Source organism: Streptomyces sp. NPDC057002 (genome assembly GCF_042673825.1).
Lineage (GTDB): Bacteria > Actinomycetota > Actinomycetes > Streptomycetales > Streptomycetaceae > Streptomyces.
Map to the genome: position 1 here is coordinate 906,711 of NZ_JBHURZ010000003.1, position 18,997 is coordinate 925,707.

General features: G+C 72.1%; 20 protein-coding genes. 13 read left to right on the forward strand and 7 right to left on the reverse strand.

Features of this window, described 5'->3' with window-relative positions; genetic code table 11:
• The first annotated feature begins 94 nt into the window (after window positions 1–94).
• The 5 genes from ACFT32_RS18965 (at window position 95) to ACFT32_RS18985 (ending at window position 6,134) form a co-directional block, all read left to right on the forward strand.
• A complete protein-coding gene (locus tag ACFT32_RS18965) occupies window positions 95–2,560 on the forward strand; it encodes a hypothetical protein (RefSeq protein ID WP_382490342.1) in 2,466 nt (821 codons plus the stop codon).
• A 148-nt stretch (window positions 2,561–2,708) separates the two neighbouring features.
• Entirely contained in the window at window positions 2,709–3,620 is a 912-nt protein-coding gene (locus tag ACFT32_RS18970; RefSeq protein WP_382490344.1) for an ABC transporter ATP-binding protein, read from the forward strand.
• Window positions 3,617–4,357, forward strand: coding sequence for an ABC transporter permease (locus ACFT32_RS18975; RefSeq protein WP_382490346.1), 741 nt, complete (start codon window positions 3,617–3,619; stop codon window positions 4,355–4,357). Before ACFT32_RS18970 ends, ACFT32_RS18975 begins: the two co-directional genes overlap by 4 nt.
• Entirely contained in the window at window positions 4,354–5,523 is a 1,170-nt protein-coding gene (locus tag ACFT32_RS18980) for a sensor histidine kinase (RefSeq protein WP_382490348.1), read from the forward strand. Before ACFT32_RS18975 ends, ACFT32_RS18980 begins: the two co-directional genes overlap by 4 nt.
• Complete coding sequence (locus ACFT32_RS18985) at window positions 5,520–6,134, forward strand: response regulator (protein WP_382490350.1); 615 nt, start codon at window positions 5,520–5,522, stop codon at window positions 6,132–6,134. Before ACFT32_RS18980 ends, ACFT32_RS18985 begins: the two co-directional genes overlap by 4 nt.
• A gap of 86 nt (window positions 6,135–6,220) precedes the next feature.
• On the opposite strand, the gene ACFT32_RS18990 is transcribed toward ACFT32_RS18985, so the two are convergent.
• The gene (locus tag ACFT32_RS18990; protein WP_382490352.1) at window positions 6,221–7,075 is read right to left on the reverse strand and encodes a tetratricopeptide repeat protein; all 855 of its coding nucleotides are present in this window, start codon (window positions 7,073–7,075) and stop codon (window positions 6,221–6,223) included.
• A 30-nt stretch (window positions 7,076–7,105) separates the two neighbouring features.
• The gene (locus ACFT32_RS18995; RefSeq protein WP_382490354.1) at window positions 7,106–8,122 is read right to left on the reverse strand and encodes a GNAT family N-acetyltransferase; all 1,017 of its coding nucleotides are present in this window, start codon (window positions 8,120–8,122) and stop codon (window positions 7,106–7,108) included.
• Between the two features lie 140 nt (window positions 8,123–8,262).
• On the opposite strand from ACFT32_RS18995, the gene fdxA reads away from it, so the two are divergent.
• Both fdxA and ACFT32_RS19005 read left to right on the forward strand, forming a co-directional pair.
• The gene (fdxA, locus tag ACFT32_RS19000) at window positions 8,263–8,580 is read left to right on the forward strand and encodes a ferredoxin (protein ID WP_010047804.1); all 318 of its coding nucleotides are present in this window, start codon (window positions 8,263–8,265) and stop codon (window positions 8,578–8,580) included.
• A 125-nt stretch (window positions 8,581–8,705) separates the two neighbouring features.
• Window positions 8,706–9,797: a bifunctional succinyldiaminopimelate transaminase/glutamate-prephenate aminotransferase gene (locus ACFT32_RS19005; RefSeq protein ID WP_382490356.1), complete on the forward strand. Its 1,092-nt coding sequence runs from the start codon at window positions 8,706–8,708 to the stop codon at window positions 9,795–9,797.
• Between the two features lie 122 nt (window positions 9,798–9,919).
• Here the strand turns inward: ACFT32_RS19005 and ACFT32_RS19010 are convergent, their stop codons facing one another.
• Both ACFT32_RS19010 and ACFT32_RS19015 read right to left on the reverse strand, forming a co-directional pair.
• Window positions 9,920–10,366, reverse strand: a complete 447-nt coding sequence (locus ACFT32_RS19010) for an ATP-binding protein (RefSeq protein ID WP_382490358.1) — start codon at window positions 10,364–10,366, stop codon at window positions 9,920–9,922.
• Between the two features lie 355 nt (window positions 10,367–10,721).
• Complete coding sequence (locus tag ACFT32_RS19015; protein WP_382490360.1) at window positions 10,722–11,705, reverse strand: heavy metal transporter; 984 nt, start codon at window positions 11,703–11,705, stop codon at window positions 10,722–10,724.
• 85 nt (window positions 11,706–11,790) lie between these two features.
• Between ACFT32_RS19015 and dapE the strand changes: the two genes are divergently transcribed.
• On the forward strand, window positions 11,791–12,870 hold the full coding sequence (gene dapE, locus ACFT32_RS19020) for a succinyl-diaminopimelate desuccinylase (RefSeq protein WP_382490362.1): 1,080 nt from the start codon (window positions 11,791–11,793) through the stop codon (window positions 12,868–12,870).
• A gap of 120 nt (window positions 12,871–12,990) precedes the next feature.
• Complete coding sequence (locus tag ACFT32_RS19025) at window positions 12,991–13,749, forward strand: TIGR00730 family Rossman fold protein (RefSeq protein WP_382490364.1); 759 nt, start codon at window positions 12,991–12,993, stop codon at window positions 13,747–13,749.
• A 137-nt stretch (window positions 13,750–13,886) separates the two neighbouring features.
• Here ACFT32_RS19025 and folP read toward each other — a convergent pair whose 3' ends face one another.
• Entirely contained in the window at window positions 13,887–14,747 is an 861-nt protein-coding gene (gene folP, locus ACFT32_RS19030) for a dihydropteroate synthase (RefSeq protein ID WP_382490366.1), read from the reverse strand.
• A gap of 134 nt (window positions 14,748–14,881) precedes the next feature.
• Between folP and ACFT32_RS19035 the strand changes: the two genes are divergently transcribed.
• Both ACFT32_RS19035 and ACFT32_RS19040 read left to right on the forward strand, forming a co-directional pair.
• Window positions 14,882–15,283, forward strand: a complete 402-nt coding sequence (locus ACFT32_RS19035; protein ID WP_382490368.1) for a DivIVA domain-containing protein — start codon at window positions 14,882–14,884, stop codon at window positions 15,281–15,283.
• Window positions 15,280–15,864 (forward strand): DNA-3-methyladenine glycosylase I, encoded by a 585-nt coding sequence (locus ACFT32_RS19040; protein ID WP_382490369.1) that lies wholly within the window; start codon window positions 15,280–15,282, stop codon window positions 15,862–15,864. The genes ACFT32_RS19035 and ACFT32_RS19040 overlap by 4 nt, the downstream gene beginning before the upstream one ends.
• Window positions 15,865–15,880: 16 nt before the next feature.
• Here the strand turns inward: ACFT32_RS19040 and ACFT32_RS19045 are convergent, their stop codons facing one another.
• Window positions 15,881–16,684 (reverse strand): enoyl-CoA hydratase/isomerase family protein, encoded by an 804-nt coding sequence (locus tag ACFT32_RS19045; protein ID WP_382490371.1) that lies wholly within the window; start codon window positions 16,682–16,684, stop codon window positions 15,881–15,883.
• A gap of 381 nt (window positions 16,685–17,065) precedes the next feature.
• Here ACFT32_RS19045 and ACFT32_RS19050 point away from each other — a divergent pair, with 381 nt between their 5' ends.
• Window positions 17,066–17,233: a DUF3117 domain-containing protein gene (locus ACFT32_RS19050; protein ID WP_003966491.1), complete on the forward strand. Its 168-nt coding sequence runs from the start codon at window positions 17,066–17,068 to the stop codon at window positions 17,231–17,233.
• Window positions 17,234–17,351: 118 nt separating this feature from the next.
• Here the strand turns inward: ACFT32_RS19050 and ACFT32_RS19055 are convergent, their stop codons facing one another.
• The gene (locus ACFT32_RS19055; protein ID WP_382490754.1) at window positions 17,352–18,050 is read right to left on the reverse strand and encodes an O-methyltransferase; all 699 of its coding nucleotides are present in this window, start codon (window positions 18,048–18,050) and stop codon (window positions 17,352–17,354) included.
• Window positions 18,051–18,213: 163 nt separating this feature from the next.
• Between ACFT32_RS19055 and sigE the strand changes: the two genes are divergently transcribed.
• A complete protein-coding gene (gene sigE / locus ACFT32_RS19060) occupies window positions 18,214–18,984 on the forward strand; it encodes an RNA polymerase sigma factor SigE (RefSeq protein ID WP_229872871.1) in 771 nt (256 codons plus the stop codon).
• Window positions 18,985–18,997 lie beyond the last annotated feature (13 nt).

Below are 18,997 nucleotides of genomic sequence, written 5' to 3' on the forward strand. Positions count from 1 at the left end.
ATACGGGCGAGAAGTGGCCAGTATGGTGGTGCGCGCCGCCGAGCTGCCCGCGTGAGGTTGTGTCGGGCGGCGGAGCCAACCGGGAGAACCTGCCTTGAGTCGTGAAACTGACACTCCGTCCTCCGGGCCCAACGGGCGCGGTGGAGCCGCCTACCCGTCGGGTACACCGCCGTACGGGACCCCCGCGGTCTCCGACGCCGGTACGGACGCGGGCCGTTCGGCCGCCCGGCCGGAGGACCGCAAGACCGAGACCACGCTGACGACCCGGATCCGGATCAACATCCCCGGGTCACGGCCCATTCCGCCCGTCGTGGTGCGCAAGCCCGTCGGGGACACGGAGGGCTCGGGCGACACCGGGACCGCTGCGGGCCCCGGCAACGAGGCGACCGCTCCGGGGGCCGCCACCTCCAGGGGCACCGGCACGGTCGAGCCTCCCGCCGAGTCCGCGCAGCCCGCCGACGACAAGCCGACCAGCGACTGGTTCGCGCCCCGCAAGTCCGGCACGGGCCCGGGCGGTCAGGGCGGCGGCTCCACCAACGGGGCCGGTATGCCGGGCGGTTCGAACCCGGCGGCGGGCGGTTCCGGCGCGGGCGCCCCTGGTGCGGGCGCTCCCGGTGCGCCCGGTGCCGGTGCGTCCGGTGGGCCCCGGCCGGGTGCCGGGCGGCCCGGAGGCGTGGTCGGCTCCATGGGCGCGCCGGGCGGCTCCCGGTCCGGCGGTACGAACGGTGCCGGGCTCCCCGGCGGCGCGACCGGCGGACCCGTCGCGCCCGGGCACGGCGGCGGCACCGGCTCCTTCGACGTCACCGAGGCGCTGGCGGCGGGCCCGCTGGGCAACGGCTCGCGTCCCGCCCCGGGCGGTGGCAGCGGTGGTGGCGAACCGCGCCGCGACGATCTGCCGTACTTCTCGGAGAACGACCGTGTAGGCCAGGGCGGCTCCGGCTCCCAGGGCCCGGCCGGCCCGACGGGCGGCCCGGTCACCGGGGACGGCCCGATGGTGCCGCCGGCCGGCGGGCCCGGTGCCCCGGGCGGCTTCACCGAGCAGAGCGGTCCCGACGCCTTCGCCGGACCGGGTGGACGGGGTGCCCCGGGCCGACCGGGTGGCCCCGGTGGTCCCGGCGGTCCTGGTGGTCCCGGCGGCTTCGGCGAGCCGGGCAGGCCCGGCGGCCCCGGCGCCCCCAGCGCCTTCAACGACCCGGGCCGGCCGGGAGGCCCCGGCGGCCCCGGAGCCATAGGCGGGCCCGGTGGACCCGGTCGCCCGGGCGCACCCGGCGGTCCCGCGGGCAAGGGCGGCCCCGGAGGCCCCGGCGGCCCGGGTACGGCCAATCCTGCCGGCGGCCCCGGCCCCTTGGGCGGTGCCCCCGGCGGCGGTATGAGCGACGACACCGCGATCCTCACCCCGCAGAAGCCGGCCCCCGAACCGGACGGCCAGGGCTACGGCCCCCGCCACGACAACGTCTCCGGGCACACCGTCACCAGCGGCATCCCGGTCGTACCGTCCGGCGCGGCCTCCCCGTTCGGTCCGGGCGCGCCCGGCGAGGGCCCGGTGCCGCACGGGGCCCCGAAGCTGCCCGAGCCGGTCTCCCCGCCCCCGGCGAGCTCCTCGAAGGCGCCGAAGAAGAAGGGGCGCAACAAGCTCGTGCTGCTCGCGGCCGGCGTGGTCGTCGCCGCCGGTGGCCTCTACGGCGCCGGTCTGCTGATGAACCGCACCGACGTCCCCAAGGGCACATCCGTCCTCGGCGTCGACATCGGCGGCACCACCCGCGACGGTGCGGTCAAGAAGCTCGACGAGGCCTTCGACGGCAATGCGGGCAAGCCGCTGAAGCTGTCGGTGGGCGGCAAGGCCGTGTCCCTCGACCCGGACAACTCGGGCCTCCAGTTCGACATGGACGCCACGGCCGACGCGGCGGCGAAGAGCGACTACAACCCCATCTCCGTGATCGGCTCGCTCTTCGGCAACCACCGCGTCGTCACGCCCGTCATGCCGATCGACGAGGAGAAGCTGCACGCGTCCCTGGAGACCGCCGCGGGCGGCTCCGGCTCGTCGTCCGACGGCACCATCAAGTTCCAGGGCGGCAAGGCCGTCGCCGTGTACGGCAAGGCGGGCCAGGGCATCGACGTCGACAAGTCGACCGCCGCGATCGAGGAGGCCTACCGCACCCAGGTGGAGAGCGGCACGGCCGGCGCGGTGACGCTCCCGACCACCAGCCGGAAGCCGACGGTGTCGAACGCCGAGGTCGACCGGATGATGAAGGAGTTCGCGGAGCCCGCGATGTCCGACCTCGTCACCGTTCGCACCGACGCGGCGCACAGCATCGACTTCGGCCCCGTGTCCCTGCCGAAGATCCTCGGCTTCAAGGCCGTCGACGGCAAGCTGGTGGACACGTACAACCTCAAGGCGCTCCAGGAGGCGTACGGCACGACCTTCAAGGGCGTGCAGATCGAGGGCGCGAGCGGCAAGCGCGAGGTGCTGCCGCAGGACGTCGTCTCAGCGCTGCGCAAGGCCCTGCGCGGCAAGACACCGGCGGAGCGCGTCGGAGTCATCGAGACCAAGCCGAACTGACCTCGTAGCGTCCGGACGGACGAGCAGCCCCTGCCTCACCGGGCAGGGGCTGTTCGGCGTCGTCACCCGCGCGGCATGACATCTGTCATCCGGCACTCCGGACGCCCGGCACTGCCCCCGCCCACAGCCCCGAAGCCACCATGGCCGTATGACAACGACAGCCTCGGTGGTCGCGTTCGACCAGGTGAGCAAGGCATACGACACCGTCCGGGCCGTGGACGGACTGACTCTGGACCTGCGCCCGGGGGAGACCGTGGCGCTGCTCGGCCCCAACGGCGCCGGCAAGTCCACCACCCTCGATCTGCTCCTCGGACTCAAGAAGCCCGACAGCGGCACAGTCCGCCTCTTCGGCGCCGGCCCCCGGGAGGCCATCGTCGCCGGGCGCGTGGGCGCCATGCTGCAGAGCGGCGGGCTGATGGACGAGGTCACGGTCGCCGAACTGGTGCGGCTCGCCTGCGCTCTGCACCCGAAGCCGTACCAGCCCTCCGAGGTGCTGTCCCGCGCGGGCATCGCGCAGATCGCCGGCCGCAAGGTCAACAAGCTCTCCGGCGGCCAGGCCCAGCGCGTCCGCTTCGCCCTCGCCACCGCCGGCGACAGCGACCTCATCGTCCTGGACGAGCCCACCACCGGCATGGACGTCACCACCCGTCAGGCCTTCTGGGCCACCATGCGCGAACAGGCCGACCAGGGCCGGACCGTCCTCTTCGCCACCCACTACCTCGAAGAGGCCGACGCCATCGCCGACCGGGTCCTCGTGCTGCACCGCGGCCGGCTCCTCGCCGACGGCACGGCCGCCGAGATCAAGGCCAGGGCGGGCGCCCGCCGCGTCTCCTTCGACCTGGCGGACACCGTCGACGAGGCGGCCCTGCGTGGCCTGCCCTTCCTGACCTCCCTGGCCGTCTCCGGCCGGACCGTCCGCATCCAGTCCACCGATGCCGACGCGACCGTCCACGCTCTGTACGGCCTCGGCGTCTACCCCCGCAATCTCGAAGTCGCCGGGCTCGGTCTGGAGCAGGCCTTCGTCGCGATCACCGCCGCCGAGGAGGCGAAGTCGAAGTGAACAGCCTGATCAAGCTGGAACTCACCCGCGCCCTGCGCAACCGCAAGTTCCTGTTCTTCTCCGTGATCTACCCGTCGGTCCTGTTCCTGATCATCGCGGGCAACGCCGACAGCACCACCAAGGTCCCCGGCACCGGCCTGACCCTGCCGACCTACATGATGGTCTCCATGGCCTCCTTCGGCGCTCTCACGGCCGTCCTCATGGGCAACAGCGAGCGCATCGCCAAGGAGCGCGAGGGCGGCTGGGTGCGGCAACTGCGCCTGACCACCCTGCCGGGCCGCGGCTATGTCCTCGCCAAGACCGCGAGCGCCGCCGTCGTCAGCCTGCCGTCCATCGTCATCGTCTTCGCCGTCGCGGCCACCGTGAAGGACGTACGCCTGGACGCCTGGCAGTGGCTCGCCCTCACCGGCGCGATCTGGGCCGGCAGCCTCGTCTTCGCCGCGCTGGGCGTCGCCCTCGGCTACCTCGCCAGCGGCGACGCGGTCCGCCCGATCACGATGATCACCTACTTCGGCCTGTCGATGCTCGGCGGTCTGTGGATGCCCACGACGACGTTCCCGGACTGGCTCCAGGACATCGCGAAGTGGCTTCCCACCCACGCGTACGCTGCCCTGGGGCAGGCCATCGAGCAGAGCCGCGCCCCGCACGTCCAGGACCTCGTCGTCCTCGTGGTGTCGTTCGCCCTGTTCGCGGGCGGCGCTGCCTGGCTGTACCGGAAGGACACCCTGAAGGCGTGAGCGGCGTCGGGTTCGGCATCGGGCAGCGCCCGGTGAACCGCCGGCAGCGGGCGGTGAAGTCGCTGTGGACCGGCATCTGGCTGGTCTACCTGAGCGCACCCGTCACCGACCTGCTGCACGGCGGCCACAGCACGGGCGTGAGGATCCTCGGCTGGATCGGCCTGGCCGCGTTCGTCGCCTGGTACATGGAGCTGGTCTTCCGCACCGGCCGCGGCGAGCGCAACGCCCTGGTGCTCGGCTCGCTCGGGGTCCTCGCGGCCCAGTCCACGCTTCTCGCCCTCACCCTGGGCCGCGAGTGGCTGGTGCTGTTCGTGTACGTCTCGATCGCGTCCGGGGCCGCACTGCCCATGCGCCTGGCCCGCTGGACGATCCCGGCCGCGTGCGCGCTGCTGACCGCCGTGGCGCTCGCGACGCACGACGGCCTGGCCTACCTGTCCGGGCTCCTCATCCCGGCCCTGCTCGGCGGCTTCGCCATGACCGGCGTACGCGAACTCGTCCGGACGACCATCGCCCTGCGCGAGGCCCGCGCCACCGTCGCCCAGCTCGCCGCCAACGAGGAACGCCTGCGCCTGGCCAGGGACCTGCACGACCTGCTCGGCCACTCCCTGTCCCTGATCACCCTCAAGAGCGAGCTGGCCGGCCGGATGCTCCCCGCCGAGCCCGGCAAGGCGGCCCAGCAGGTCTCCGACATCGAGCAGGTCAGCCGCCAGGCCCTCGTGGACGTACGCGAGGCCGTCACCGGCTACCGGCGCCCCCGCCTGAGCGCCGAACTCGCCGGTGCCCGGGTCGCCCTGACCGCGGCCGGGGTCACCACCGACCTGCCCGCCGAGCCGCCCGGCCTCGCCGGCGTCTCCGAGGAGAGCGAGTCCGCCCTGGCCTGGGCCCTGCGCGAGGCGGTCACCAACGTCGTACGGCACAGCGGCGCGCGCCGCTGCACGGTCGAGCTGCTGCGCCACCAGACCCTCGACGGCCCGGTGCTCGAACTCACCGTCGAGGACAACGGCTCCGGCGGTCCGGGCGACGGCCACGGCAACGGCCTCACGGGCCTCACCGAACGCCTGGCCAAGGCGGGCGGCACCCTGGAGGCGGCCCCGCTCAGGCACGGCTTCCGCCTGGTCGCCCGCGTGCCGACCGCCGACCCGGCGGACGTAGGATCCCCCGCATGAGCCGCACGATCAAGGTCCTCCTGGCCGAGGACCAGTCGATGGTCCGCGAGGCCCTGGCCGCCCTGCTCGGACTGGAAGCGGACATCGAGGTCGTCGCCCAGGTGGCCTGCGGCGACGAGGTCCTGGAAGCGGCCCGCGAACACGCCGTCGACGTGGCCCTCCTGGACATCGAGATGCCCGGCGCGACGGGCATAGAGGCGGCGGCCCGCCTCCACGAGGAGCTCCCGGCCGTGAAGCTGGTCATCCTCACCACCTTCGGCCGCCCCGGCTACCTCCGCAGCGCCATGGAGTCCGGCGCCGACGCCTTCCTGGTCAAGGACGCCCCCGCGGCCCAGCTCGCCGAGGCGATCCGCAAGGTCCTCACCGGCGAACGCGTCATCGACCCCACCCTCGCGGCAGCGGCCCTGGCGGACGGCGCCAACCCCCTCACGGACCGGGAACGAGAGGTCCTCAGAGCAGCGGCGGACGGCTCCACCAACGCCGAACTGGCAACCACCCTGCACCTCTCCCAGGGCACGGTCCGCAACTACCTCAGCACAGCCATCCAGAAGCTAGCGGTGAGAAACCGAGCGGAGGCGGTCCGAACAGCACGAGAAAAAGGCTGGTTGTAGAGGTGTTGGGGGCGCGGGGGACTGTGCGAAGAACCCCCACGCACCGGCACACGCAACACAACACGGGCCCCTACGGCGAGACGGCATCAGTTGAGCATCGCCCGAGCCGCAAAAGCCTCCCCCCGCACCCGCTCGGCCGCGGCCTCATCCACGGCCTCCACCACCTCCGCGTAGACCTCCAGCTCCGAGGCCCCGCCCAGGAACTCCCCCCGCTGCACCAGCAACCGCGCCCGCTCGTACCGCAACCGAGCCGAATGCGAAGGCAACAGCAGCGACAACTCCACCGCCCACAGCGCGACATCCGACCGCTCCGGCCGCGCCGCCGCCCACGCCCGCACGTTGTTCAGGATCCGCAGCACCACCTCCAGCGGATCCGCCGGCCGCAGCATCTCCGGATCGAGCCGCCCCGTCCCCGTCGCCCCGGCGACCAGCACCTCCGCGTCCGCCCCGGTCAGCACCCGCCCTCCGTCGAACGGGTCGGCGAGCACTTGCCCCTCGTCAGGCCCGAACCCGACCACGAAATGCCCCGGCAGAGCCACCCCGTACACCGGCGCCCCGGCCCGCCGGGCCACCTCCATCCACACCACGGACAGCAGGATCGGCAACCCCCTGCGCCGCATCAGCACCTCGTGCAGCAGTGAGGACTCCAGCCGCTGGTAGTCGGCCGGGCTGCCGCCGAAACCCATCCGCTCACCGAGCAGCTCCCGCAGGGCGACCGCCCAGTCCCGCGGCCCGCCGGGCCGGTACGGCAGCAGCCCGGCCAGCCGGTCCAGCTCGACCTGCGCGGTGTCCAGACCCGCCTCGTCCAGCTCCCGGTCCGCCTCCGCGCCCACCAGCAGGCACAGCGTCGACAGATCGGGCCGCTCGGACCGGGCCTCTTCGGCGAACCGCCGCCGCAGCTCGGCGGAGCGCTCCGGGGACGGGGGATAGGGGGGACGCATACCTGGCTCGTGCCCTCTCACGACGATCGGTTACCGGCCGGTGCCGCCGGATTCCGGCGCCCGGTAGTGGTGGTAGGCATGGTGCGCGGCGAAGCCCATCCGGGCGTACAGCTCCCGCGCTCCCGTGTTCTCGGCCTCGACCTGGAGCCACGCGGCTGACGCGCCCTCGTCGAGGGCCCGCCGGGCCAGCGCCGCCATCACGACCGTGCCCAGCCCCTGCCGCCGCAGCTCCGGATCGACCTCGACGGCGGCGAACCCGGCCCACCGCCCGTCGACGACACACCGCCCGATGGCGTCCGGAGCAGCGTCCTCTGTGGCACCGGGCACGGTCGCGAACCACACCGAAGGCCCGCTCCCCAGCACCCGCAGCGCCACCTCGCTCACGCCCTTGCGCTGGTACCGGGCCAGCCACGCCTCGTCCGCCTCCCGGGACAGCACGGCGCCCTCCGGATCGGCACGGTCGGCGACCGGCGCCAGCGGCCCGATCCACAGCTCGGCGGTCACCTCCCGCACCCAGCCCCGCGCCTCCAGCTCGGCACACAACAGCTCCTGCGTGCCCTCGGCGCCGGTCGCGGTCTGGACGTAGGCGGGCAGCCCGCGGTCGCCGTACCAGCGCCGGACGGCGTCGAGTGCCTCGTCGAGCGGCATGCCCGGCTCGCCGAGCGGCAGCACCGAATTGGCCCGCCGCGTGAACCCGGACGCGGCCCGCAGCTCCCAGTCGCCGAGCCGCTCGCTCTCCACGGGCCGCCAGGCCCGCGCGGCGGCCCGGGCCAGTTCCTCGTACGAGGCGGCCGGACCACGGCGACGCGCCCGGGCGGCGGGCACCACCTTGCCCGCGACCAGCGCGGATTCCGCGATGCGGACGCTCTCGCCGCCCCGGCGTGTGATCAGCAGCACACCCTCGTCCCATGATGTGAGAACGCCGACCGTGTCGGTGAACTTCTCACCCGGAGCAGCATGTTCGATCAAGCTCCGTACGGAGACCCGTTTGCCCACGTCAGCAGCGGTGATGGCCACCTCGAGACGTCCGGCGGCAGAGATTTCCACAGGTCGGTACACCCCTCCTGTTCGGATCATGCCCAAGAACGGAGATACTAGGGGCGGGCATCGACGACGCCGCGCTCCCGCGCGCCAGGCGGCGGAGCCTGAGGAGGCCCGCCAGCGCCCTATCGAGGAGGAACGACAGCGTGACCTACGTCATCGCGCAGCCTTGTGTCGACGTCAAGGACAAGGCGTGCATCGAGGAGTGCCCGGTCGACTGCATCTACGAGGGCTCCCGGTCCTTGTACATCCACCCGGACGAATGCGTCGACTGTGGTGCCTGTGAGCCGGTCTGCCCGGTCGAGGCGATCTTCTACGAGGACGACACCCCGGAGGAGTGGAAGGACTACTACAAGGCGAACGTCGAGTTCTTCGACGAGCTCGGCTCGCCCGGCGGAGCCAGCAAGCTGGGGCTGATCGAGCGCGACCACCCCTTCATCGCCGCGCTGCCGCCGCAGGCCTAGCCACCGCAAGCGGCCGCACACCGTGCCGCCTCGGTCCCGTACGGCCTGATCACGACTGATCGCCGTACGGGGCCGAGGCGTTTGCCTACGACGGCTCGTACGTGCCAGAAAGTGAGCCAGAAACCGTGTCCGCAGTCTCCGACCGTCTCCCCGCCTTCCCCTGGGACAAGCTGACGCCGTTCAAGGCCACGGCCGCCGCCCACCCGGACGGCATCGTGGACCTGTCCGTCGGCACCCCGGTCGACCCGGTCCCCGAGCTGATCCAGAAAGCGCTGGTCGACGCGGCGGACTCGCCGGGCTACCCGACCGTCTGGGGCACGCCCGAGCTGCGCGACGCGATCACGGGCTGGGTCGAGCGCCGCCTCGGCGCCCGCGACGTCACCCACCGCCACGTTCTGCCGATCGTCGGTTCCAAGGAACTCGTCGCCTGGCTCCCGACCCAGCTGGGCCTCGGCCCCGGCGACCGGGTGGCCTACCCGCGCCTGGCCTACCCGACGTACGAGGTGGGCGCCCGCTTGGCCCGCGCCGAGTACGAGGTCTACGACGACCCGACGGAGCTGGACCCCGAGGGCCTGAAGCTCCTCTGGCTGAACTCCCCGTCGAACCCCACGGGCAAGGTCCTGTCGAAGGCGGACCTCACCCGGATCGTGGCCTGGGCCCGCGAGCACGGCATCCTGCTCTTCTCCGACGAGTGTTACCTGGAGCTGGGCTGGGAGGCCGACCCGGTCTCGGTGCTGCACCCCGACGTCAACGGCGGCTCGTACGGCGGCATCGTGTCCGTCCACTCCCTCTCCAAGCGCTCGAACCTCGCGGGCTACCGCGCGGCCTTCCTGGCCGGCGACCCGGCCGTCCTGAGCACTCTCCTGGAGATCCGCAAGCACGGCGGCATGATGACGTCCGCGCCGACGCAGGCGGCCGTCGTTGCGGCCCTGGGCGACGACGACCACGTCCGCGTCCAGCGCGAGCGCTACGCGGCCCGCCGTGCCCTTCTGCGCGAGGCCCTGCTGTCCCACGGCTTCCGCATCGAGCACAGCGAGGCCAGCCTCTACCTGTGGGCCACCAGGGGCGAATCCTGCTGGGACACGGTCGCCCACCTCGCGGAGCGGGGCATCCTCGTGGCCCCCGGCGACTTCTATGGCTCGGCGGGCGCGGAGTTCGTCCGCGTGGCCCTGACGGCGACGGACGAGCGGATCGCGGCGGCCGTACGACGTCTGTAGCGGCCGGGGGCGTCGGCGTCCGGCGGGCACGGAACACGGCGAACACGGAGCACAGCGAAACGGAACACAGCGAAGGGGTCCAGGGACATTCCCTGGACCCCTTCAGCGGTCTGCGCCCGGCATCAGCCGACCGGCAGGCCCTTCGCAGGCAGCGTGTTCGCGGACGGCACGCCGCCCTTCGTCAGAGAGTCCGTCGGCAGGCCCCCCTGCGCCGAACCCGCGGCTTCGCCGACGAGCTGTCCGGCGGAGCCGGCCGCTTCACCGGCCGCCTTCTGAGCGACGGGCGTGGCCTTCTTGACCGTCTTGCCGCCGAGCTTGCCCGCGGCCGGCACCGCCTTCTTGACGGTCTTGCTGCCGGTGTCACCGGCGGACTTGCTGACGTCCGTCGCCGCGCCGTCGACGGTGTTGCCGACGTTCGCCCCGTCCAGGGCGGTCAGTCCGCCGAGGTTCGGGTTGGCCGGCAGCTCGGGGGCCGCACTGGCGGAGCCGGCCGCACCGACCCCGGCAGCCGCTCCCGCAGCGACAATGAGCGCGGCACGGGCGATCCGGCGGGTCAGGGGGAGGGACATGGTGCTCCTTCGACGGAGAGAACAGTGAGGTTCGTGAAGTGTCCGACCGGCTCCGGGAGTTGATCGACTGGCTGTTGACCGCCCCGGCTCGGACGCAGTGACTACCGCTCGAAGCCCGGGAAGGTTGCGGCGTCGCAACGTAAAGAGTTGGTAATGCGTCGCATAATCGGCTGCGGACAAACGGGCAAAAAGGTCCACGCCGGAAAGTTCGCCGAATCCTTCCAGCCCTGTACGCCCAAGGGATTTCACGGATTCCCGGGTGAGGGTGCGAAAACCTGCGCACACCGTCGCGGCGGAGCCGCGCGGGTAACCCCCAGGGGTGAGTTCCCGTACCCCTGCGCGATCGGGGCGCGATCTAGCGCATCGTGACAATACGGACGTCGTCCGCGTCCCGCTGCGCGCCCGCCGTGCCCTTCGCCGTCGGAGCACGCCACTCGCTGGCGGTGTTCCCGGCGACCCACTCACGCCCGGCGTACGTCACCCGCGCGATGTGCAGCTCGGAGGCGTTGGCCACGGCCCAGTGCGCCAGCTGCCAGCCGCGCTGCTCCAGGTTCCGCCCGGTCGTGGAACCCGCCTCGGCGGTCACCGGCAGCGTCACGGTCCGCCCGCCGGAACCGTCCGTACCGTCGCTCGGCGACGGCGTCGGAGTGGCCGCCGAAGAGCCGCCCACCTGGGCGCCGGCAGGCTCCAGCACATCGCGCCCGAAGTCCCGCACGAGCGCGGTACGCACCCCGTCCGGGCCCGTCGCCCGGGTCGCGCCCGGACGGCCCTCGCAGGTCAGGGTGGCCGCGGACTGGCCGGTGAGCGCGGCGGCGAGCAGCGCGGCGTCCGGCTCGTGCTTGGCGTAGGCCTGCGGGAAGCCGCTGCGCTGCACGCGCTGCGCGGCGACGGTGAGGGGCAGCCGTGTGTAGCCGGGCACCTTGACCAGGTGGTCGTAGAACTCGCCGGCCGAGTACGTCGGGTCCAGGATCTCCTCGCGCGTGCCCCAGCCCTGCGAGGGCCGCTGCTGGAACAGGCCGAGCGAGTCCCGGTCGCCGTGGTTGATGTTGCGCAGGCTCGACTCCTGCAGCGCGGTCGCCAGCGCGATGGTCACCGCGCGCTCCGGCAGACCGCGCCCGGTGCCCACGGCGGTGATCGTCGCCGCGTTCACGGCCTGCTCGGGCGAGAACGCGTAAGACGCTCCGTCGCCCTTGCCGGAGACGACTTTGCAGCCCGGTTCGCCCGTGCCTCCGGTGACGTACTGCACGACGAGGTAACCGGCGACCGCGAGCAGGATCACGAAGGCGGATCCGCATCGGAAGAGGCGGCCACGGCGTTTGGGGGAGGACGGCTCTGGCACGCCGTACAAGGTACTGGAGAGTATGGATTCCCATGTGCCAGGTGGGGAGAGTGGGCACAGGGACTGGCGCGTTAGGGTCGACGGCATGGCCGACACCTCGCTTGACCTCACGCTGGACGCCGCGGAGCTCACCGCCCGGCTCGTCGACTTCCGCTCCGAGAGCGGCACCGAGAAGCCGCTCGCGGACGCGATCGAGACCGCGCTGCGCGCGCTGCCCCACCTGACGGTCGACCGGTACGGCAACAACGTCGTGGCCCGTACGAACCTGGGCCGCTCCGAGCGGGTGATCCTGGCCGGCCACATCGACACCGTCCCGATCGCGGACAACGTCCCCTCCCGGCTCGACGAGGACGGCGTCCTGTGGGGCTGTGGCACCTGCGACATGAAGTCGGGTGTCGCGGTGCAGCTGCGCATCGCGGCCACGGTCCCGGCCCCCAATCGCGACCTGACCTTCGTCTTCTACGACAACGAGGAGGTCGCCGCGGAGCTCAACGGCCTCAAGCACGTCTCCGAGACGCACCCCGAGTGGCTCGAGGGCGACTTCGCGGTGCTCCTGGAGCCGTCGGACGGCCAGGTCGAGGGCGGCTGCCAGGGCACCCTGCGGGTGCTGCTGAAGACCACGGGCGAGCGGGCCCACTCGGCACGCGGCTGGATGGGCTCCAACGCGATCCACGGCGCCGCCCGGATCCTCGCCCGCCTGGCCTCCTACGAACCCCGCTGGCCGGTCATCGACGGCCTGGAGTACCGCGAGGGCCTGAACGCGGTGGGCATCGGCGGGGGAGTGGCCGGCAACGTGATCCCCGACGAGTGCGTCGTCACCGTCAATTTCCGCTACGCGCCCGACCGCACGCCCGAGGAGGCCGTCGCCCACGTCCGGGAGGTCTTCGCGGACTGCGGCGTGGCGGAGTTCGAGGTCGTCGACCACAGCGGCGCGGCGATGCCGGGTCTGTCCCACCCGGCGGCGAAGGCGTTCATCGAGGCGGTGGGCGGCACTCCGATGCCGAAGTACGGATGGACGGACGTCTCCCGTTTCTCGGCGCTCGGCGTCCCCGCGGTCAACTACGGCCCGGGCAACCCCCACCTGGCCCACAAGCGGGACGAGCGCGTGGAGACCGCGAAGATCCTCGCGGGCGAGGAGCGACTGAGGAGCTGGCTGACGGCCTGAGTCCGGCCGGGGTGCCCTCGTGTTTACGGCGCTTCATCGCGGACATGCTCACGTCCCTCGTTCGTAACCCGCGTAGATCTACGCTGAGGTGGAACGACAGGCACGACGGAGGGAGCGCACATGGCGACCGGCAACCCCGAGGGGAAGAAGCAGCCGCCGGAGGAGAAGCGCCTGGGCCCGGTCCTCCGGAGGCGGGACCAGGTGCAGGCCAGCACGACCGACCAGCGGCTGCTGGACGCGGGCGGCCCCTCCGACTGGGTGCACACCGACCCGTGGCGTGTCCTGCGCATCCAGTCGGAGTTCATCGAGGGCTTCGGGACGCTCGCCGAACTCCCGCCCGCGATCAGCGTGTTCGGCTCGGCCCGGACAGCGGCGGAGTCGCCCGAGTACGACGCGGGTGTCCGGCTGGGCCAGGGCCTGGTCGAAGCGGGCTTCGCGGTCATCACGGGCGGCGGCCCGGGCGCGATGGAGGCGGCCAACAAGGGCGCCCTGGAGGCCAAGGGCATCTCGGTCGGCCTGGGCATCGAACTGCCCTTCGAGCAGGGGCTGAACCCGTACGTCGACATCGGCCTCAACTTCCGCTACTTCTTCGTGCGGAAGATGATGTTCGTCAAGTACGCCCAGGGCTTCGTGGTCCTGCCCGGCGGCCTCGGCACCCTCGACGAACTCTTCGAAGCCCTCACCCTCGTCCAGACCCAGAAGGTCACCCGCTTCCCGATCGTCCTCTTCGGCAGCGAGTACTGGGGCGGTCTGGTCGACTGGCTCCGCGGCACGGTCATCGCCCAGGGCAAGGCAGCGGAGAAGGACCTCCTCCTGTTCCACGTCACGGACGACGTGGACGAGGCGGTGGCCCTGGTGTCGAAGGAAGCGGGCCGCTAGCGCGGGGCCGGGGCCGGGCTTTGTCCGACGGAGTCGGCGGGCGAGCCGGGGTTCTTGTCCGACCGAGTCGGGCGGCGGGTGGGCACAGGTTCGGGGGTCCAGGGGGCGGAGCCCCCTGGTGCCTCGGGCCAGACGGCTCAGGCCAGCCCGCGCCGGGCAACGGCAGGCTCCCGGTGCCCGGCGATGGACGCCACCATGTCCAGCACCTGCCGCGTCTCGGCGACCTCATGCACCCGGTACACCTGCGCCCCCAGCCACGCGGACACCGCGGTCGTCGCCAACGTCCCCACGACCCGCTCCTTGACCGGCCGGTCCAACGTCTCGCCCACGAAGTCCTTGTTGGACAGCGACACCAGCACCGGCCACCCCGTCGCGACCATCTCGCCCAGCCGCCGGGTCGCCTCCAGACTGTGTCGCGTGTTCTTCCCGAAGTCGTGCCCGGGATCGATCAGCACCGACTCCCTCGGCACCCCCAGCGCCACCGCCCGCTCCGCCAGCCCGACCGTCACATCCAGAATGTCGGCCACGACATCGTCGTACTCGATCCGATGCGGCCGCGTCCGCGGCTCCGCACCGCCGGCGTGCGTGCACACCAACCCCACCCCGTACCGCGCGGCGACCTCGGCGAGCCCCGGATCGACCCCACCCCACGCGTCGTTCAGCAGATCGGCCCCGGCCTCGCACACGGCCTCCCCGACCTCGGCCCGCCAGGTGTCCACGCTGATGATCACGTCCGGGAACCGCCGCCGCACCTCGGCCACGAACCCGACCGTCCGCCGGGCCTCCTCCTCGGCCGTGACCTCCTCGCCCGGCCCGGCCTTGACCCCGCCGATGTCGATGATCGCGGCTCCCTCGGCCACCGCCTGCTCCACGCGCGCGAGGGCCGGCTCGTCGCGGAAGGTCGCGCCCCGGTCGTAGAAGGAGTCCGGGGTCCGGTTCACGATCGCCATGATCACCGGCTCACGCGGCTCGAATTCCCGCCTGCCCAGCCTGAGCATCCCCTGTGACCTTTCCTGGTACGTCCCGTCTTCCGCCGCCTGCGACCCTAACTGTCAGACTCGCATGGCACGATCGGAGCCTGACAACATCCGTCTCCGAAGACTCCGAGACACCTGACCGTGGGGGCCCCGCGATGGTTATGTTCTTGTTCCTGGTCGTCGCGCTGGTCCTCGTGGTCGGCGCGGTCACCCTGGCCGTGCTGGGCGGCGGCGAGAACGGCCCGCTGCCCGAGGCCGCCCCCGAGCAGCTGCGGGACCCGCTGCCCCCGGACCGCCCGGTCGACCGCGCGGATGTGGAGAGCCTCCGCTTCCCGCTCGCCGCCCGCGGCTACCGCATGGGGGACGTGGACGATGCCCTCAGCCGTCTCGGCGCCGAGCTCGCCGAGCGCGACGCCCGCATCGCGGACCTGGAATCGGCCCTGGCGGGCGCCCGGGCGGCTGCCCCCCACGGCCCGGTGTCCCCGGAGCACCACGCGTCCGCGGAGAACCATGTGTCCGTGGACAAGCCCGCTCCGCGACAGGAGGACCGGCCGTGAGCGACGGTGCCGCCCTCGCCGGCCCGGACGGCGCGCTGCGCTGCCCCTGGGCCCTGTCCGCGCCGGAGTACGTGACGTACCACGACGAGGAGTGGGGCCGCCCGGTCCACGGCGACGACGCCCTCTACGAACGTCTCAGCCTGGAGGCCTTCCAGTCCGGCCTGTCCTGGATCACGATCCTGCGCCGCCGCCCCGGCTTCCGTGCCGCCTTCGCCGACTTCAAGATCGCCTCGGTGGCCGGCTTCACCGACGAGGACCGCGAGCGCCTGCTGGCCGACGCCGGCATCATCCGCAACCGGGCCAAGATCGACGCGACGCTCGCCAACGCGCGCGTGCTGACCGAGTGGGCCCCGGGCGACCTGGACGAGCTGATCTGGTCCCACGCCCCTGAGCCGGGCACCCGCTCCGTCCCGAAGGCGCTCTCCGACGTCCCGGCCGTCACTCCTGAGTCGACGGCCCTGTCCAAGGCGCTGAAGAAGCGGGGCCTGCGCTTCGTCGGCCCGACGACGGCGTATGCGCTGATGCAGGCCTGCGGACTGGTCGACGACCATCTGCAGGCCTGCGTCGCGCGTCAGTCCTGAGGCTTTGGGCCGCAGGTCAGCGGCCCAGGTACTTCGGCTTCTCCTTGTTGACGAAGGCCTGCACCGCGATCGCGTGGTCCTCGGAGGACCCCGCCCGCGTCTGCAGCTCGTCCTCCTTCTCCAGGGTCTCCTCCAGGGAGTGCGTCAGCCCGTAGGCCACCGCCTCCTTGAGCGCCGCGTAGGCCACCGTCGGACCCTCGGCCAGCGCCCGTGCCACCTTCTCGGCCTCCGCGCGCAGCTCACCGGCCGGCACCAGCCGGTTGGCGATGCCGAGCTCGTACGCCTCCTGCGCGCTGATGCTCCTCGGGAAGAGCAGCAGGTCGGCCGCCCGGCCGGGGCCGATCACCCGCGGCAGCGTCCAGGAGATCCCCGAGTCGGCGGTCAGCGCCACCCCGGCGAACGAGGTGTTGAACGCGGCCGTGTCCGCGACGATCCGGTAGTCCGCGGCCAGCGCGAAGCCGAAGCCCGCCCCGGCCGCCACCCCGTTCACGGCGGCGACGACGGGCTTCGCCGCCTCGGCCAGTGTCCGCACGATCGGGTTGTAGTGCTCCCGCACGGTGTTCATGGTCTGCCTCGAGCCGGTCTCCCGGTCCTCGACCAGCAGCCCGATGTGCTCCTTGAGGTCCTGCCCGACGCAGAACGCCCGGTCACCGGCGGCGGTCAGCAGCACCGCCCGCACGGCGGCGTCGTCCGCCGCGGACCGGACCGCCTCCCGCAGGGCGACCTTGGCCTCCACGTTCAGCGCGTTCATCGCCTCGGGGCGGTTCAGCGTGATGGTCGCGAGCCCGTCGCTCACCTCGTAGAGCACGGTGTCGGCCATGGCGTATCCCCTCCGTGTCGCTGCTCGGTACCTACCGGCCGGTAGGTACCGGTTCTGCAGGACAGCATGACGGAGATCGCCGACAGGTGATCGCACCGGACGTGTGACCTGCGTCAAAGAATTCTCGCCTGTTTCCGTTCGGCGGATGTGTGTGCGGTGGCGGAGTATCGCAGTCACATCGCCGAATTGAGTGGTTTTGCTCGCGTGCGTTGCCCAAGCGATGCCTACTGATGTTGGTCATCGGGTCCTGCGATGCGGGATAATGGCTTGGAAGCAATGTGTTCGATGCCGGTGTCGCGAGTCCTGCTCAGGGCCGCACGTGTGCCCTTCTCGGGGCCGACGGCTTTGACGATGAGCTGGGTTTCAGGAAGGGGAACGAGCATGGCGGCCATGAAGCCGCGGACGGGCGATGGCCCGCTCGAGGTGACCAAGGAGGGGCGGGGCATCGTCATGCGCGTTCCGCTCGAAGGCGGCGGTCGGCTCGTCGTCGAGCTGACCCCGGACGAGGCCGACGCGCTGGGCGATGCCCTCAAGAAGGTCGTCGGCTGAGGCGCAAGCGACCATACCCTTTCAGCTGCCCCGGCATCATGTGTGATGCCGGGGCGGTTGTTTTCTCATCAATGACTTTCGCCTGCCCCGGCATCCGCTCCGCTAACGTGCGATCCGGCTAGCGTTTCACCGCGCACAGCAGGCCGTCGCCCACCGGCAGCAGTGACGGCACCAGCTCCTGGCTCTCGCGCACCGTGCGCAGCAGCTCCCGCAGTCGCAGGACCTCCGTGGGCTGCGGTCCGGAGTCCACCGTCCGGCCGTTCGCGAAGGCGCCCTCGAAGACGACGAGCCCACCGGGGCGCAGCAGCCGCAACGATTCAGCGAGGTAGTCCATGACCTCGAGGCGGTCACCGTCGCAGAAGACGAGGTCGTAGCCGGAGTCCGCGAGGCGGGGCAGCACGTCCAGGGCGCGGCCCGGGATGAAGCGGGCCCGGTTGCTGGCGAAGCCGGCGGCGCGGAAGGCCTGGCGGGCGAACTGCTGGTGCTCCGGTTCGGGATCCACGGTCGTCAGCACACCGTCGGGCCGCATACCGTGCAGGAGGTGGATCCCGGAGACACCGCAGCCGGTCCCGATCTCCGCGACGGCCTTCGCGTCGGCGGAGGCGGCCAGCAAACGCAGCGCGGAGCCCGTACCGGGCGTCACCGAGCGCAGCCCCGCGTCACGGGCCCGGTCACGAGCCCAGCGCAGCGCGTCGTCCTCGGCGACATAGGCGTCGGCGAACGCCCAGCTCGTCTGCCGGTTGCCGGTAATGACCCTCTCCTGTCCCCGTGAATGCCTCGGCGTGACTGTATCCGTTGGGTGCGGGAACCCGCAGATGGGACCGGTCGTTTAAAGGGATGAGCGAGCGGCGCGGGCCGGGACGGGGGGACAGACGGTGGACGAGGACGCCGAGCAAGTGCCGCCGCAGCAGTACGAGGCGTATCAGCCCAGATCAAATTCTCGTAAAACCGCTTATCCGGTCCTAACGGGCGAGGTGGCTATGGTAGGGGCTCCACTGGACACCACCAGAGCTGACAGGGGAGGTGCGGCTGCGCCTGTGGATCGCGGAGGAGTGTTCCGGCGCTTCCTCGGATCAGCGGGCAGGCCGACATCCGTGAACGACACTGCTGACCACAGCCACGCCGCTGACTTCGCCCAGACCGCGACCTTCTCCACCGACGCGGACGGGCAGGCGTGGACTCCGCCCACCTGGGAGGAGATCGTCAGCACGCACAGCGGCCGGGTCTACCGGCTCGCCTACCGCCTCACCGGCAACCAGCACGACGCCGAGGACCTCACGCAGGAGGTCTTCGTCCGTGTCTTCCGCTCCCTGTCCACCTACACGCCGGGCACCTTCGAGGGCTGGCTGCACCGCATCACCACGAACCTGTTCCTGGACATGGTCCGCCGCAAGCAGCGCATCCGCTTCGACGCCCTCGGCGAGGACGCGGCCGAGCGGCTGCCCAGCAAGGAGCCCACGCCGCAGCAGGTCTTCAACGACGCGCACTTCGACGCGGACGTCCAGCAGGCCCTCGACACCCTGGCCCCCGAGTTCCGTGCCGCGGTCGTCCTGTGCGACATCGAAGGACTGTCGTACGAGGAGATCGCCGCGACGCTCGGCGTCAAGCTCGGCACGGTCCGCTCGCGGATCCACCGTGGCCGCTCCCAGCTGCGCAAGGCCCTCGCGCACCGCTCCCCGGAGGCGCGTGCCGAGCGCCGCTCCTTCGTGCCCCGTGTTCCCGCACTGGGAGGAGGGGGCGCGAGCGCGTGAGCGGATCACGTCC